Consider the following 13,917-nt stretch of genomic DNA (forward strand, 5'->3'; position numbering starts at 1 on the left):
TGTGTATCGACCGTCGCCGACGGCCGGCAACGACGTACGACAGTCCGTATCAGTCGACGGCGTCGAGCAGACGGTTCGCGGCGCGTTCGGCCGCGGCGACGTGCTCGTCGGCCTTCGGATTTCCGGTCGTCTCGACTTCGGCCAACAGAGCCGCGACGCGCTGGATCCTGTCTGCGAGGACGTCACTGGGGAGATCGGCGTCCATCGCGTCGGCGGTAATGGCCGCGGCCTCCCCGAGCCACGGGCTCGCGTCGGGACGAACCGGCAGTTCCTCCGTGGCCGCTAGCTGTTCGTGGAGCGTCCGGAGATGGTCCGCCGCGGTCATGCCGGACCGACCGTCCAGCGTTCCTGTCGCCACGCGGCGTCCCAGAACCGATACTCGTAGCGGGCGGACGTGAGGAACCGGTCACGGTAGCGCTCCCGCACCGCCGGCGTCGCGTCCGCCGCCACCTCGTCCATCAGATCCTTACACCACGCGGTGAGTTCCGAGAACTCCTCGCCCGCGTAGGTCCGAATCCACTCCGCGTATCGCTCGTCGTCCGGCATCCCCTCGGCTTCGAGTCGGAGCGCCGTCTCGTTGAACCCCCACATACAGGGGAGGAGAGCGGCGACCAGGTCGCCGAAGGTACCGGTCGCGGCCGTCCGCACGAGGAAGTCCGTGTAGGCCCGGGTCGTCGGCGACGGCTCCGTGGCTTCGAGCACGTCCTCGTCGATGCCGAACTCGGCCGCGTAGGCCCGGTGGAGGTCCATCTCGGTGTCGATGGTCTCGTGTAACAGCTCCGCGAACGTGCCCATGTGATCGAGCGTCGACGCGCTCGCGGCGCCGTGTGCGAACACCCGCGCGTAGTCGATCAGGTAGACGTAGTCCTGTCGGACCCAGTACTCGAACGGCGCCACGTCGAGGGTCCCGTCGCCGAGCCGTGACACCATCGGGTGGGCGACGATGTCGTCCCAGAGGCCGTCCGCCAGGGGTTGCAGGTCGTCGGTGAAGGCCATAGTGGCGATCCGGTCGCCCAACGCAAGAAGGTTTCCGGGTTGTATCAGTCGGTGATCGCCGTCGTTCCCTCGGCCTCACTCCTCGCGTGGGCGAGCGACGACGGCGAGGTGGTCGTCGTGGTAGCGGTCCAGTCGGGCCGTCTCGAGCACCTCGTAGCTCCCGCGCAGGTCGTCGAGGACGTCCTCGAACACCGCCGACGGGTCCCTGGTCACGTCCTCGCTACGGGCCTTGATCGCCGCGAGGAGGCGTCCGTCCGGGTCGAGGAACGTCCGGTTGCGTGCGGCGACGCGAGCCTGGCCCCGGGTCGCCACGTCCTGGACGAGGACGTCGAGACCGGATTCGACGACGTGGGCGTACGTCTCGGGACGGCGAGCGTCCTTCAGGAGGGGGAAGAGGGTCGGACGGGCGGCCGCCACGTCGACCAAATCGCGAGTGGGGCGAGGGGCGAACTCGACGGCGTAGGTCGGTCCCGCGAAGTCGGCGACGTGGCTGACCGTCGTGCCACTCGCGGCGCCGAGATAGAGGACGGACTCCCCGCCCGAGAGCCCGGTGTCGAGGCCGAGTTCCAGCATCGCGCCGAGTTTCGACCGACCCGCGTCCCACAGGCGCCACGGACCGTCGGTCGGTTCACCGTACACGGGGTCGCCGCGGGTGGCGAGTCGCTGGCGGTCGTCGAAGCTCCGCCGCTCGACGCCGTCGGGGAGGCTCACGAGTCGGCCCTCGCGCGGATGGTCGCGATGCGGTCGTCGAGTTCCTCGTGCAGCGACGGCCGCAGGTCGCCGGCGTAGTGGTCGATTCTGGCGGCGATGGTGAGTTTCCCCGCCAGCGCTCGGGCGGCCGACCCGCGGTCCTCGGGGCGCGTGTTCCGGACGTAGTCGTGCGTGTAGATGACGCCGTGTTTCGGCGACGGCGCCCGTCCCGAGAGGTGTGCGAAGAGGGCGTCCTCGGCACCGAGGACCTGCACCGTGCCCGAGGGCTTCTTCGCCAGGTCGCCGAGGCCGCCGGCGAGTGCAACCAGTCGGGCCGCGAGCACCGGTTCGGCCATCCGACTCAGGTTCGGTGCCACCGCCGGGGCCGCGCGCTCGATGTAGGCCCGGAGGGCATCGGCCTCGTCCGCCAGGTCGGCCACCCGTTCGGCGAGCGAGATGGCACGGTGTTCGGCTGGCGTCTCGGGGTCGCGGGTGGCTATCGACCGGACGCCCTCGACGCCGGCAGGCGCGTCGTCGAACAGTGCCCCGGCCCACTCCGAGACACGTTCGGCGAGTTCGTTCGCCGTTCGCTCGGCGTCGTCCATGCTTCGTACGGCGTGGACGAGTTGCTGGTCGTCGGCGCGTTCGCGTTCCCGGACGGCCGCCCGAGTCGCGTGCACCGTGGCTTCGTGAAGCAGGTCGTAATATTCGTCTTCGTCGGCGGCGAAGCCCGCCTCGACGGCGAGGGCGGGCCAGTCGGCCGGTTCGTCGGCGCTTCCGCCCTCGATGGCGTCGCGACCCGCGTCGACGTCGCCGGGATCCACGTCCCGGAACCAGGCGACACCCGCAGATTCGTTACTCATACCCGACCTTAGTCACCCAGCTTGTAAATGCGCTTCCGATACGACGGCTCGACGTCCCCGTCGTCGCTCGGCTGTCGTCGTCGACGTCGGCCATAGTGGGTCCTCACTGCCCAATGCCGCCGGAACCCCTCGGACGCCGGATCGAAACGGTGGGTCCACGCCGCGCTGTGGTCCCCGTCATCGCTCGTCTCCGCCATCGATCCGGTAGTCGGCCACTGCATCGAGGTCGACGTCCACGCCCAGACCCGGAGCAGACGGGATCGACACCGTTCCGTCGTCCGGAGTGATACCGGGACCGGTGAGTGCGTCGCGGATCGGATTCGGCGAGCGATCGTACTCCAACCACGGCTCCCTGTCGACTGTCGCGATGAGGTGTAGGCTGGCGGCCAGTCCGACTGGAGTTCCCCAGGCGTGTGGAACGACGTCGATTCCGTGTTCTTCGGCCCGGGTAACGATACGGCGTCCCGGGGTGAGGCCCCCCACGATACAGACGTCGGGTTGTGCGATGTCCAGGCCGTGGACGTCGAACAGCCGGGTGAAGTCCGTCGGGGTGTGGCACTCGCCGCCCGCAATCGGGACTTCCAGATCGGCCCGAAGCGACGCGTATCCGTCGATGTCCTCCGGTGCAACGGGTTCTTCGAACCAGTGGACGCCCAGTCCGTCCAGTCGCCGTCCCACCTCCCGTGCTTCGCGCCGAGTGTACGCGTAGTTGGCGTCCACCATCATCGTCACGTCGTCACCGACTCGCTCCCGGACCCTTCGAACGAGTTCGACGTCTTCCGTCGGTCCGTATCCGAGCAGCGAGAGTCCGGTCTTCAACTTCAACGCGCCCAACCGGTCGGCGTTCGCTGCCGCTTCGTCCGCGATCTCGCTGTACTGAACTCCGAGGTCGGCGGTATCCCTGAAGTAGTGACCCGTCGCGTAGGCACGGATTTCCTCACGCTCGCGGCCACCCAGGAGCACGGATACGGGCTGGTCCATCAGCTTTCCTTTGAGATCCCAGAGTGCGATGTCGAGTCCGCTGATCGCCGGCAGCGGGACGACCGTCTGGTACGTCGCCCGACCGGCGTCGTACAGGTGGTCGTAGAGTCGTTCGACGTGAAGCGGATTCTCCCCGAGAATCGTCGGCGCGAGGACCTCTTCGACGATCTCCCGCGTTCCGGCCACCGGACCCCAGCACTCTCCCCAGCCGACCGTCCCGTCGTCCGCCTCGATCCTGACGAGGACTGCCGACCGGCTGTCGACCCACTCCTGTGCGTATCCGAACCGGTCTTCGAGCGTTGCCGAGAGTCCGATCGTCTCCACACTTTCGACGGATACGTCGATCATATCCGCGTACGGTACCTCCGGAGAGTTATACGGTCGCATCGAAACCCCTGCCGACGAACGAGACGGGGGAGTAACACGAGACGGGGTCGAGCACCGCCGGGAGTGACACCGTCACCGGTTCGTCGACCGTGCTGTCGACTCGGATCGACGCGCCGTCGTGCCGTTCTCGACCCACCACCTCCCGGCCAGGGTCGGCTACCGACGCTCGACGCCCACCGCGTCGAATCGTGCGCTGACGTCGGAGCGGCGTGAAGCAGTCGGATCGACGTGAGAGACGGTGCTCCTGAACCGCCGCGAAACAGTACCTCGCCCCCGATTACCAGTCCTGAAAACGGGACCGACAAAGGACTAAGTACCCGTCCCGGGAGATTGGACCGAATGCGACTGAATCGGCGGCTATCACTGGCCGTGCTGTCCGGCATCGGACTGGCGTTGACCGGTGTGCTGGTGTTCGACGTGTACGAGGACTGGATGGTGCAAGGAAACGCGCTCACCTCGACGGTCGTCGAGAACGCGTTGCCCTTCGCGCTGCTTCTGGGGGTGTTCTACGCGATCCGGAGGCTCCGGAGCGTGGAGTACGACGACGCGTTCGTCGGACTGGTGACGAAGTGGGCCGTCGCGGGTGTCGTGACGGTTGGGGGGTTGACGGCCTGGGTCGTCGGTATCCAGGTCGTCCAGAACGAGCTGAAACCCGCGATCATCGTGTTGCAGACGACGGTGATCGGCATGGCGGCCGGCGTGGTAGTCGGCCAGCGGACCGCCACCGTCGAACGAGCGCGGGACCGCAGCCGGCGCGAGAAGGAGCGTTTCGAATCCCTGTTCGAGAACGACCCCTCGAGCATCGCCGCACTCCGACACCACGGCGAGCGACTCGTCGTCGAAACGACGAACCGGAGGTTCGACACCCTGTTCGGCACGACGACCGGGGAGGATTTGGGCGAGGTGATCCCACAACTGGACGAGAAGACGGTCGCGGAATTTCTGGAGCATACGGCCGATGGGGAGCGGTTCACGACGGAGACGACGATTCCGACCGAGGACGGCGAGCGACAGTTTCTGATCGAACTGGTACCGTTCGGTAACGAAGTAGTCGACGAACCGCGGAGTTACGCCATCTTCCAGGATTTGACGGAGATCAGGGAGACGGAGGCCGAACTGGAGCGGACCGTCGAGCAGCTCGAACGTTCCAACGACCAGCTGCAGCAGTTCGCTTACGTCGCCTCCCACGACCTGCAGGAGCCCCTGCGGATGGTCTCCAGTTACGTCGACCTGCTCGCCTCGGAGTACGGCGGCGAACTCGACGACGAGGCCGACGAGTACATCGAGTTCGCCGTCGACGGCGCCCAGCGGATGCAGGCGATGATCGACGACCTCCTGCAGTACTCTCGCGTGCACACGCAAGGGAAGGCGCTCGAGGAAACCGACACCGAGGCCGTCCTCGAGCGGGTGCTGAAGGACCTCGAACTCCTGCTCGCGGAGACGGATGCGGAGGTCACGTACGACGACCTGCCCCGCGTCGTCGCCGACGAGAACCAACTCGGCCAGCTCTTCCAGAATCTCGTGTCCAACGCCGCGGAACACGCCGCCGGTGGGGACGTGCCGCCGAGGATCCACGTTGACGCCGAGGAGCGCACGAACGCCGTCGTTCTCTCGATCACCGACAACGGCCCGGGAATCCCCCCGGATCAACAGGAACGCGTCTTCGAACTCTTCGAGCAGTCCAGTCGGGACGACGACGGCACCGGTATCGGTCTCGCTATCTGTCAGCGTATCGCCAATCGCCACGAAGGGGATATTTGGATCGAATCGGACGGCAGCGACGGGACGACCTTTCACGTCGAACTCCCGAAACGCTCGCCGCAACAGTCAACACAGAGCGGTCAAAAGGCCTGACGTATGTCGAAGCGCGAACCCGTCGAAATCCTTCTCGCGGAGGACAATCCCGGCGACGTCAAGCTGACGCGGAAGGCCCTCGAGAAGGGTCGCCTCGCGAACAACCTCCACGTCGTCAACGACGGGGTCGAGACGCTGCAGTTCCTCCGCGGCGAGGGACCGTATCGAGAGACGCCGCGGCCGGATCTCGTTCTGCTGGACCTGAACATGCCCCGGAAGGACGGTCGAGAGGTCCTCGAAGAGGTCAAAGAGAGTGAAGATCTCAAACGGATCCCGGTGGTCGTCCTGACGAGTTCCGAGGCCGAGGAGGACGTCATCAAGTCCTACGAACGCCACGCGAACGCCTATCTCACCAAACCCGTCGACTTCGACGGCTTCATCGAAGTGGTCGGCACGCTCGAGGAGTTCTGGTTACAGGTCGTCAAACTTCCGCCCGAGTAATGACGACTGGACCGAACGACGGCCTGAACGTACTTCTCGTCGAGGACAACGAGGGGGACGCACGGCTGATCCGCCACCACCTCAGATCGGAGACCAGCACCGTCTTCGAACCGCCGGACCTGACACACGTCTCCTCGCTCGCCGCGGCCGTCGAGCGACTCGCCGCGGAGCCGTTCGACCTCGTCCTCCTCGACCTCGGTCTCGCTGACAGCTACGGCATCGAGACGCTCGAACGCCTGAACGAGCGAATCGACGCCGTGGAGGATATCCAGCCGCTTCCGGTCGTGGTGTTGACCGGGTTGACGGACGACGAGACGGCGCTGCGGGCTATCCAGGAGGGGGCCCAGGACTACCTGCTCAAGGACAAACTCGACGGCGCCCTGCTCGAACGGGCGATTCGCTACGCGATGGAACGACACCGCCAGGAGCAGCGGCTGAAACGCCAGAACGAGCGACTGGAGCGGTTCGCCAGCATCGTCTCCCACGACCTGCGGAACCCACTGAACGTCGCCCAGGGACGGCTCTCCCACGAGGCCGGATCGCGCCAGGGAACGGACGCGTCGATGGAGCACATCGGCGAAGCCATCGACGCCCTCGACCGAATGGAAGGGCTGGTCGACGACTTGCTCGAACTCGCCCGTGACGGCTGGTCGGCCGACGAGATGGAGTCAGTCGACGTCGGCGACCTGATCCGGTCTGCCTGGGAGAACGTCCCCGCGCCGGCGAGCGAACTCCACGTCGACGTCTCCGGGACCGTCACCGCCGATCCAGGGCGGCTGACGCAGTTGTTCGAGAATCTGTTTCGCAACAGCGTGGAGCACGGCTCCACGAGCAGTCGGCACCACCCCGACGACAGCGTGGAGCACGGCTCCACGAACGACGCTCCCGGGGTCGTGACGATCACGGTCGGTCGCGTCGCCGACGGTCTCTACGTGGCCGACGACGGTCCGGGGATCCCCGAGGAGAAACGCGAGGAGGCCTTCGAAGCGGGATACTCGACGAACGAACACGGCACGGGGTTCGGTCTCGACATCGTCCGGGAAATCGTCGACGCCCACGGGTGGGAAATTGCCATCGCCGAGAGCGCCGATGGCGGCGCGCGATTCGAGATCACCGGGATGGGTCTCCCACCCGCGTGACGGCCCCGTCGTTCGATCCGACCGCGCCGGCAACCGTCGACTGGCCGACATTCGTGGTAACATTTAACATAGGCAGACGCGTAGGTCGCGTCGATGTCGGAAGGGTCGTCGTTCGAATGTGAGTCGTGTAACGAACGTGTCAGCCCAATCTCCTACCGGGCGACGTGTCCGGACTGTGGCGGCCCCCTGCGCCGAAAGCGCGTGTACTGATCGAGACGGCCTCGTCGACTCCCCCCTACGGTGGGCGTGCTGAACGGCGGACGCGTCCCTTCCACCGCGGGATCAGACCGGACACTATCGCCGGCGATGCGGGATTCGGGAGTCGAGGGAGCCAACGACACGTTTTCGTCCACCGGCCCCCAGGAGCGGCCGATGCCGGACGACGGACGCGACGACGCCACCGATCCGACGGCGGTTACCCGAATCGTGGTGACCGTCGACGACGTGGTGACCGCTCTCGAGACGAACTGGCGTAGCGACCGCCACACGGTCCTCCGGATCACACCGCCGTTCTCCGGACGGATGCGGGCGCGTCTCCACCGCCCGAATCCCGACGACGAGGCGTCGTCGGCCATCCACGTCGACCCGTCGTCGCTCGTCGCCGAGCCACCGGCGTATCCCGCCCCGGACGAGACGGCCGACCGTCTTCGGGAGGCCGGTACGTACACGACGGAACGTCACCACGAACGACACACCGCGGCCATCGCGGAGTGGCGAGACGGCGTCCGGGATGCCCTCGTCGACGCCGTCGCCCTGTCCACGCCGGCGGGACCCCACCGCGTCGACGTGGCGTATCTCGGCTGACTCTCGCCACCACAACGCATATATATAATGAATCCTCGTCCCGTGTGGGCCACCCACACGGACGAAACACCGTGTAGGACCGTTAAAGACCCCGAATTTGGGGATTTCGCTGCCGGAACATTTATAAATATTGCGGGCGTACCTCTGGTAAGGGCCCACCCGCCGTTTCGTCTCCTATATTTCCCATCCGGCACGGGGGTATCCGACAGCCACAATGAGCGAAACCACAACATACAGTACCACGAAAGCGTCCGAGAAAGAACAGGAACGAACCGACGAGCGGACGACGCCCAACTGTCCGGAGTGCAGCGGCAACCTCGTCACCGACGAGGAACACGGCGAGACGGTGTGTGCCGACTGTGGGCTGGTAGTGGAAGAAGACGGGATCGACCACGGTCCCGAGTGGCGCGCGTTCAACTCGAGCGAGCGCGACTCCAAGTCCCGGGTCGGCGCGCCGACGACCCAGATGATGCACGACAAGGGACTGTCGACGAACATCGGCTGGCAGAACAAGGACGCCTACGGCCGATCCCTCTCCTCGCGCCAGCGGGAGAAGATGCAGCGGCTGCGCACCTGGAACGAGCGCTTCCGCACCCGTGACTCCAAGGAGCGCAACCTCAAGCAGGCCCTCGGCGAAATCGACCGCATGGCCTCGGCGCTCGGCCTCCCCGAGAACGTCCGGGAGACGGCCAGCGTCATCTACCGACGCGCCCTCGCCGACGACCTGCTCCCCGGCCGCTCCATCGAGGGCGTCGCGACGGCGGCGCTCTACGCCGCCGCTCGCCAGGCCGGCACCCCACGCTCGCTCGACGAAATCGCCACCGTCTCCCGCGTCGACAAGATGGAACTGACGCGGACGTACCGGTACGTCGTCCGCGAACTCAAACTCGAGGTCAAACCGGCCGACCCCGAGCAGTACGTCCCTCGCTTCGCCTCCGAACTCGGTCTCTCGGAGGAGTCGAGTCGACAGGCTCGCGAACTCCTTCGCTCGTCGCGCGAACGCGGCGTCCACAGCGGCAAGAGCCCGGTCGGCCTCGCGGCCGCCGCCGTCTACGCCGCCGCCCTCCTCACCAACGAGACGGTGACCCAGAGCGAGGTGAGTGAGGTGGCCAACATCAGCGAGGTCACCATCCGCAACCGGTACAAGGAACTCCTCGAAGCCAAGGGCGCAGCGGACGCGTAGTCACTGGAATCCCCGGTCCACGCCGTCGCGTTCGACGAGGTCCTCCAACTCCGCATCGAGAAGTTCCTCCGCCTCGTCGAACGTCTCCGAGAGCGCGTCCAGATCGTCCGGCCGGTCCGACAGGTCGAACGACATCGGCCCGTAGGCCGGACTGTCGATGGCCTCCATCACGTCCTCGAAGAAGTCGTCGGGTGACGTCGGGGCCTCCGCGTGGACCTTGACCGTCTCCGCAAGCCGCCGGGCTTTCGATTCGGCCTCCGCTTCGTCCGCCGGAGCCGACTGGACCGCGAAGCGCCGGGAGCGGTCCTCGGTCGGCAGGTGGGGGTCGATGTCGCCGTCGATCTTTCTGGCGACTTTCGCGCCGACGCCGCGCACGTCGTAGGGATTTTTCGCGTAGGTCTTCAGGTGGTAGACGCCGACGCCGGGGTGGCCGAGATAGAGGTCTTCGCCGACGCCGTCCCGACGTTGCCCGGCGATGGCGCGCCAACCGTCCGGGTCCGCGGTTCCCTCGCTCACGTCGTCGAGGATGTCCTCCCAATCTCTAACCCGCATACGTCGCCGTTGGCGAGCGATTCAGGTGAGTGTATCGGTCGCTCCCGACCCGCGAGACGCCCACATTCATAGGTCACGGGACGCAACCTCGACCAATGCCCGAAATCGAGATCACGCCCGAACAGGAAGAGCGTCTGCGCGCACTTCAGGAGGACATCGCGCGCGACGTGGTCGGCAAGTACGGTCACGTCCGGCCCCGCGACGCCGTCGAGTACCTGCTCGACCGGTACGAGGAGGACGAGGACGCCGACCCCGCCGACGCGTCGGGAACTCAGACGGCGACCGCGGGGGGAGCCTCGGACGCGGCGCCGGACGGGGCGGCTGCGTCGTCCGCGGACACCGACGGCGAGGGGGCGACGGCCCGCGTCGTCGCCGGCGAGGGGGGCGACGCCGCCGACGGCGACGCGTCGTCCGGCGGCGACGACGCCATGTTGAACGAGATGATGAGCCTGCTGGACACCCACGACGACAAGTGGGGCGAGTCGGGCGGTGACGAACGGTACGAGGTGGAACTGCCCGACGGGACGACGGAGCAGGTTCGGACCAAAGACGACGTGAAGGCGCTCCTGTTCAAGCAGTACCGATGACGGGACTCCTCGACGGACTGCGGTCCTGGCTGGGTTCGTTTTTCGGGACCGGGGACGCGTCGGACGACGCGAGCGAGGACCGAACGTCGGAGCGGACGGCCGCGGCGCCTTCGACGGTCGAGGGAACCGTCCCGACCGTCGTCCACCGGGACGACCGACCGCTGGAGACGCCGGCCGATCTGGAGCCGTCGCCGCCGGCGGACGCGGACCGGTCGCATCCGGGCGACGGGACGGAGCGTGACGAGCGAGGGCGCGTCGAGATTCCTGACGCCGAAGACGGTGCCGACGCCGGGAGCGCGCCCGACGGAGTGTCCATCCCGGACGCCGAATCGGGGGCGGAAACGTCCCCGGAGTCCGTGGCGGGAGACGCGCGACCGGACCGAGCGGACCGCGTGGCCGTCGCGGACGCCGAACCGCCGACGGGGACCGAGGCGGCCGAAGGCGGGGGCGACGCGGCAGGCGTCGAAGACGCCGACGACGCCCGGACCGGGGGGGTCGCGTGTTCGGTGTGCGGGACGACGGTCGACGACCCGGACGAAGGCTGCCCACTCTGTGGGTCGACGGACGTGCGACCCACGTCCGCGCCCGCGGACGACGGCCCGGTCGGGTCGCCACCGCGCCGGACGGTGGTGCCGGTCGCAGACGAGGACGACGAGGCGGTGGACCGTCTCCGCGACGTCCGCGAGGACGAGTGAGACACACCCACAGGGTTTTTCGCCGCCGACCACCCACCCTCGGGCGTGAACCTTCGCGGGACGATCCTGGACGTGGGCGAGGTGCGGACCGTCTCGACGCAGTACGGCGAGCGCGAACTGGTCGAGACGACGGTCCGTCCCGACGACGTCGGCGGCGGTCGGCAGACGGCGCGTTCGGGTGCCGTCGACCGGTCGGTGACGGTCACGCTGTGGGGGAAGTGGACCCACACCGCCGACCACGCAGCCGAGGGAATGGACCTCCTCGTCACCGACGCCGAGGAGCGTGAGTCCGGTGGCTACGCCACGACCGGCGACTCCTACGTCGTTCTCGAACCCGACTTCCTCGTCGACGTGACCGACGTGCGGTCGTGGGTGCAGTGTCCGCGGATGTACTACCTGAACAAACTCTCGGGCGTCCCGCTCGCCTACCCCGTGGTCAAAGGGACCATCGTCCACGAGGTGTTCGGCGACCTGTTGCGAGGGCGGGATCTGGACGAGGCCGTCGCCGACCACGTCGAGGCCGCGGGCCTTGAACTCGGCTTGCTGGGCCGGGAGGCCGAGGAGGTGCGCGACGAGGTGCGGCGGAACGCCGCCGCCATCGAGGGGTGGCTGGCGCAGGGCACGCTCACGGACGAGGACGAGTGGCGCTCCGAGTACACGCTCATCAGCCCCACCTTCGGCATCAAGGGGCGCGCCGACGCTCTCCGCCGTGGGATGCCGGTCGAACTGAAGACCGGCAAGAACACGAAGCGGGACCCGCGCTTCCACGACAAGATCCAGGCGGCGACCTACGCCCTCCTCCTCGGCGAGTCGGGCGATCCGCCGAACACGGGGACCCTGCTGTACACCAAGAACGCCGCCCTGGACAGGAGCGAGGCCAGCGGCGACCTCTCGCCGGCCAAGGAGTTCTCCGTCGGGCGCGGCTTGCTGGAGTTCGTCGTCCGCACACGTAACGAAATCGCGGCCGCCGAGGCCGAGCGCCGCGTCCCCACGGGCTACGAGGCCGACGCGAAATGCGAGTGGTGTTTCGAGCAGGACACCTGTATGGTCGTCTCCGGCCGCCTCGACCAGGAGTCGAAGGCCGGTCAGGTCGGCACCGCCATCCCCGCCGAGGAACGCGAGTACTTCGAGAACGTCTACCGCGCCATCGAGGACGAACGCCGCGCGGTCCACGCGGAGTACCGAAAACTGTGGGAGCAAACCGCCGCGGAGCGCGCCGACGCCGACCGGGCGCTGATCGACCTCGAACCGCTCGGCCGCCGACAGCTCCCCGACGGCGACTGGGAACTCCGGGCGCGCGTCCCGGACGGCGCCGTCTCCAAACTCCGTGAGGGCGACGTGGCACTCGCCAGTGCGGGCGATCCGATCCACGGCGACGCGGAACTCGGCCGTATCCGGTCGCTCGGCGACGAGGCCGTCGTCGCCGTGGACGAACCGCTCGACCTGCGGCGTCTCGACGTCTACCCCTCCGAAATTTCCGTCTCCCGGCAGTTGACCGCGCTCCACGACGCGCTCTTGAAGGGTGATCCGGAGCGCAAGGACGTGCTGTTCGGCCGCCGAGAGCCGACTTTCGACGAGGTGACGGAGACGTTCGTCGACAACAACGACGCCCAGAACGCCGCCGTCCAGCAGTCCCTCGGCGCCGAGGACTTCGCGCTCGTCCACGGGCCGCCGGGGACGGGCAAGACCTACACCATCGCCCGCCTCGTCCGGGCGCTGGTCGACCGGGGCGACCGTGTCCTCCTCTCGGCCTTCACGAACCGCGCCGTCGACAACGCCCTCGAAGCCCTCAGGGATCAGGGCTTCGAGGACGTGGCTCGCATCGGGACGACGACGGGCGTCCGGGAGGACATGCTGGACGTGCGCCTCGACCGGCGGGGTGAGCCGAACGACCGGGCCGCCGCGCTCCGAACCGCGCCCGTCGTCGCCGCCACCACCGCCACCTGTGGGTCCCGGGAGCTGCGCGAGCAGGACTTCGACGTGGCCGTCGTCGACGAGGCGTCACAGTTGACGGAACCGGGGACGCTCGCGGCCGTCAACCTCGCGGACCGGTTCGTCCTCGTCGGCGACCACCAGCAGCTGCCGCCGGTCGTCCAGTCCGGCGACGAACGACTCGCCACGTCATTGTTCGAACGCCTCCACGACGAACATCCCGACGCGGCGGTCATGCTCGACAGACAGTACCGCATGAGTCAGCGCATCCAGGCTTTCGCCTCCACGGAGTTCTACGACGGCGCGCTCCGCCCCGCCACCCCCGAGGTGGCGGGCGGGTCGCTCGGCGACTTGCCCGGCGTCGATGATGGGACGCTCGACCCGGACCTCCGACGGGGCGTCCGCTTCGTGGACCCCGACGGTCACCGCGAGGGCAACGCCAACTCCATCGAGGCCGACCGGGTGGCCGAAGTGGTCGAGGAGTACCTCGACGCCGGCGTCGACCCCGACGACGTCGTCGTGATCGCCCCCTTCCGCGCGCAGGTGGCCGAGATCTCCCGGCGCGTGGACGTCGCCGTCGACACCGTCGACCGCTTTCAGGGGTCGAGCGCCGAGGTGGTCGTCGTCTCCTTCGTCGCCACCGAGGCTCTGGACGGTCCCATCTTCGAGGACACCCGCCGGGTCAACGTCGCGCTGACGCGGGCGAAGAAGGCGCTCGTCCTCGTCGGTGACGCCGACGCCCTCGGCTCGGAGCCCTTCTACGCCCGGATGCTGGACTGGGCGCGGCGGTAGGCGGGACGACGGGCCACGTCG

At 67.9% G+C, this 13,917-nt stretch carries 15 protein-coding genes; 9 read left to right on the plus strand and 6 right to left on the minus strand.

From position 1 onward, the window contains the following. Window positions 1-49: 49 nt before the first annotated feature. The 5 genes from V8686_RS12300 to V8686_RS12320 form a co-directional block, all read right to left on the minus strand. On the minus strand, window positions 50-325 hold the full coding sequence (locus V8686_RS12300; RefSeq protein WP_379704547.1) for a hypothetical protein: 276 nt from the start codon (window positions 323-325) through the stop codon (window positions 50-52). After that, on the minus strand, window positions 322-996 hold the full coding sequence (gene tenA / locus V8686_RS12305) for a thiaminase II (protein WP_379704549.1): 675 nt from the start codon (window positions 994-996) through the stop codon (window positions 322-324). The genes V8686_RS12300 and tenA overlap by 4 nt, the downstream gene beginning before the upstream one ends. 75 nt (window positions 997-1,071) lie before the next feature. Then, window positions 1,072-1,707, minus strand: a complete 636-nt coding sequence (locus V8686_RS12310; RefSeq protein WP_379704551.1) for a fibrillarin-like rRNA/tRNA 2'-O-methyltransferase — start codon at window positions 1,705-1,707, stop codon at window positions 1,072-1,074. Further along, window positions 1,704-2,549, minus strand: a complete 846-nt coding sequence (locus tag V8686_RS12315; protein ID WP_379704553.1) for an NOP5/NOP56 family protein — start codon at window positions 2,547-2,549, stop codon at window positions 1,704-1,706. The genes V8686_RS12310 and V8686_RS12315 overlap by 4 nt, the downstream gene beginning before the upstream one ends. 177 nt (window positions 2,550-2,726) lie before the next feature. After that, window positions 2,727-3,878 (minus strand): mandelate racemase/muconate lactonizing enzyme family protein, encoded by a 1,152-nt coding sequence (locus V8686_RS12320; protein WP_379704555.1) that lies wholly within the window; start codon window positions 3,876-3,878, stop codon window positions 2,727-2,729. A 378-nt stretch (window positions 3,879-4,256) separates the two neighbouring features. Between V8686_RS12320 and V8686_RS12325 the strand changes: the two genes are divergently transcribed. The 6 genes from V8686_RS12325 (at window position 4,257) to V8686_RS12350 (ending at window position 9,338) form a co-directional block, all read left to right on the plus strand. Further along, the gene (locus V8686_RS12325) at window positions 4,257-5,771 is read left to right on the plus strand and encodes a sensor histidine kinase (protein ID WP_379704557.1); all 1,515 of its coding nucleotides are present in this window, start codon (window positions 4,257-4,259) and stop codon (window positions 5,769-5,771) included. A 3-nt stretch (window positions 5,772-5,774) separates the two neighbouring features. After that, entirely contained in the window at window positions 5,775-6,212 is a 438-nt protein-coding gene (locus V8686_RS12330) for a response regulator (protein WP_379704559.1), read from the plus strand. After that, window positions 6,212-7,351 (plus strand): ATP-binding response regulator, encoded by a 1,140-nt coding sequence (locus V8686_RS12335; protein WP_379704561.1) that lies wholly within the window; start codon window positions 6,212-6,214, stop codon window positions 7,349-7,351. The genes V8686_RS12330 and V8686_RS12335 overlap by 1 nt, the downstream gene beginning before the upstream one ends. A gap of 93 nt (window positions 7,352-7,444) precedes the next feature. Continuing rightward, window positions 7,445-7,561, plus strand: coding sequence for a rubrerythrin-like domain-containing protein (locus tag V8686_RS12340; RefSeq protein ID WP_379704563.1), 117 nt, complete (start codon window positions 7,445-7,447; stop codon window positions 7,559-7,561). A 162-nt stretch (window positions 7,562-7,723) separates the two neighbouring features. Next, the gene (locus V8686_RS12345; RefSeq protein ID WP_379704565.1) at window positions 7,724-8,155 is read left to right on the plus strand and encodes a hypothetical protein; all 432 of its coding nucleotides are present in this window, start codon (window positions 7,724-7,726) and stop codon (window positions 8,153-8,155) included. Window positions 8,156-8,369: 214 nt separating this feature from the next. Beyond that, entirely contained in the window at window positions 8,370-9,338 is a 969-nt protein-coding gene (locus V8686_RS12350) for a transcription initiation factor IIB (RefSeq protein WP_379704567.1), read from the plus strand. On the opposite strand, the gene V8686_RS12355 is transcribed toward V8686_RS12350, so the two are convergent. After that, window positions 9,339-9,890 (minus strand): hypothetical protein, encoded by a 552-nt coding sequence (locus V8686_RS12355; protein ID WP_379704569.1) that lies wholly within the window; start codon window positions 9,888-9,890, stop codon window positions 9,339-9,341. It lies immediately after the preceding gene. 95 nt (window positions 9,891-9,985) lie between these two features. On the opposite strand from V8686_RS12355, the gene V8686_RS12360 reads away from it, so the two are divergent. From V8686_RS12360 to V8686_RS12370, 3 genes are read left to right on the plus strand one after another with little or no spacing between them, the layout of a single operon-like run. Then, window positions 9,986-10,477, plus strand: coding sequence for a hypothetical protein (locus V8686_RS12360; RefSeq protein WP_379704571.1), 492 nt, complete (start codon window positions 9,986-9,988; stop codon window positions 10,475-10,477). Next, window positions 10,474-11,172 (plus strand): hypothetical protein, encoded by a 699-nt coding sequence (locus tag V8686_RS12365; RefSeq protein ID WP_379704573.1) that lies wholly within the window; start codon window positions 10,474-10,476, stop codon window positions 11,170-11,172. Before V8686_RS12360 ends, V8686_RS12365 begins: the two co-directional genes overlap by 4 nt. 45 nt (window positions 11,173-11,217) lie before the next feature. Continuing rightward, window positions 11,218-13,896, plus strand: a complete 2,679-nt coding sequence (locus tag V8686_RS12370; RefSeq protein ID WP_379704575.1) for an AAA domain-containing protein — start codon at window positions 11,218-11,220, stop codon at window positions 13,894-13,896. Window positions 13,897-13,917 lie beyond the last annotated feature (21 nt).

Source organism: Haloplanus litoreus (assembly GCF_045690335.1).
GTDB lineage: Archaea > Halobacteriota > Halobacteria > Halobacteriales > Haloferacaceae > Haloplanus > Haloplanus litoreus.

Coding starts and splice junctions, on each gene's coding strand:
- V8686_RS12320 (WP_379704555.1), bottom strand. CDS start 3,878: ATGATCGACGTATCCGTCGAAAGTGTGGAGACGATCGGACTCTCGGCA.
- V8686_RS12365 (WP_379704573.1), top strand. CDS start 10,474: ATGACGGGACTCCTCGACGGACTGCGGTCCTGGCTGGGTTCGTTTTTC.
- V8686_RS12360 (WP_379704571.1), top strand. CDS start 9,986: ATGCCCGAAATCGAGATCACGCCCGAACAGGAAGAGCGTCTGCGCGCA.
- tenA (WP_379704549.1), bottom strand. CDS start 996: ATGGCCTTCACCGACGACCTGCAACCCCTGGCGGACGGCCTCTGGGAC.
- V8686_RS12325 (WP_379704557.1), top strand. CDS start 4,257: ATGCGACTGAATCGGCGGCTATCACTGGCCGTGCTGTCCGGCATCGGA.
- V8686_RS12315 (WP_379704553.1), bottom strand. CDS start 2,549: ATGAGTAACGAATCTGCGGGTGTCGCCTGGTTCCGGGACGTGGATCCC.
- V8686_RS12335 (WP_379704561.1), top strand. CDS start 6,212: ATGACGACTGGACCGAACGACGGCCTGAACGTACTTCTCGTCGAGGAC.
- V8686_RS12355 (WP_379704569.1), bottom strand. CDS start 9,890: ATGCGGGTTAGAGATTGGGAGGACATCCTCGACGACGTGAGCGAGGGA.
- V8686_RS12345 (WP_379704565.1), top strand. CDS start 7,724: ATGCCGGACGACGGACGCGACGACGCCACCGATCCGACGGCGGTTACC.
- V8686_RS12330 (WP_379704559.1), top strand. CDS start 5,775: ATGTCGAAGCGCGAACCCGTCGAAATCCTTCTCGCGGAGGACAATCCC.
- V8686_RS12300 (WP_379704547.1), bottom strand. CDS start 325: ATGACCGCGGCGGACCATCTCCGGACGCTCCACGAACAGCTAGCGGCC.
- V8686_RS12340 (WP_379704563.1), top strand. CDS start 7,445: ATGTCGGAAGGGTCGTCGTTCGAATGTGAGTCGTGTAACGAACGTGTC.
- V8686_RS12350 (WP_379704567.1), top strand. CDS start 8,370: ATGAGCGAAACCACAACATACAGTACCACGAAAGCGTCCGAGAAAGAA.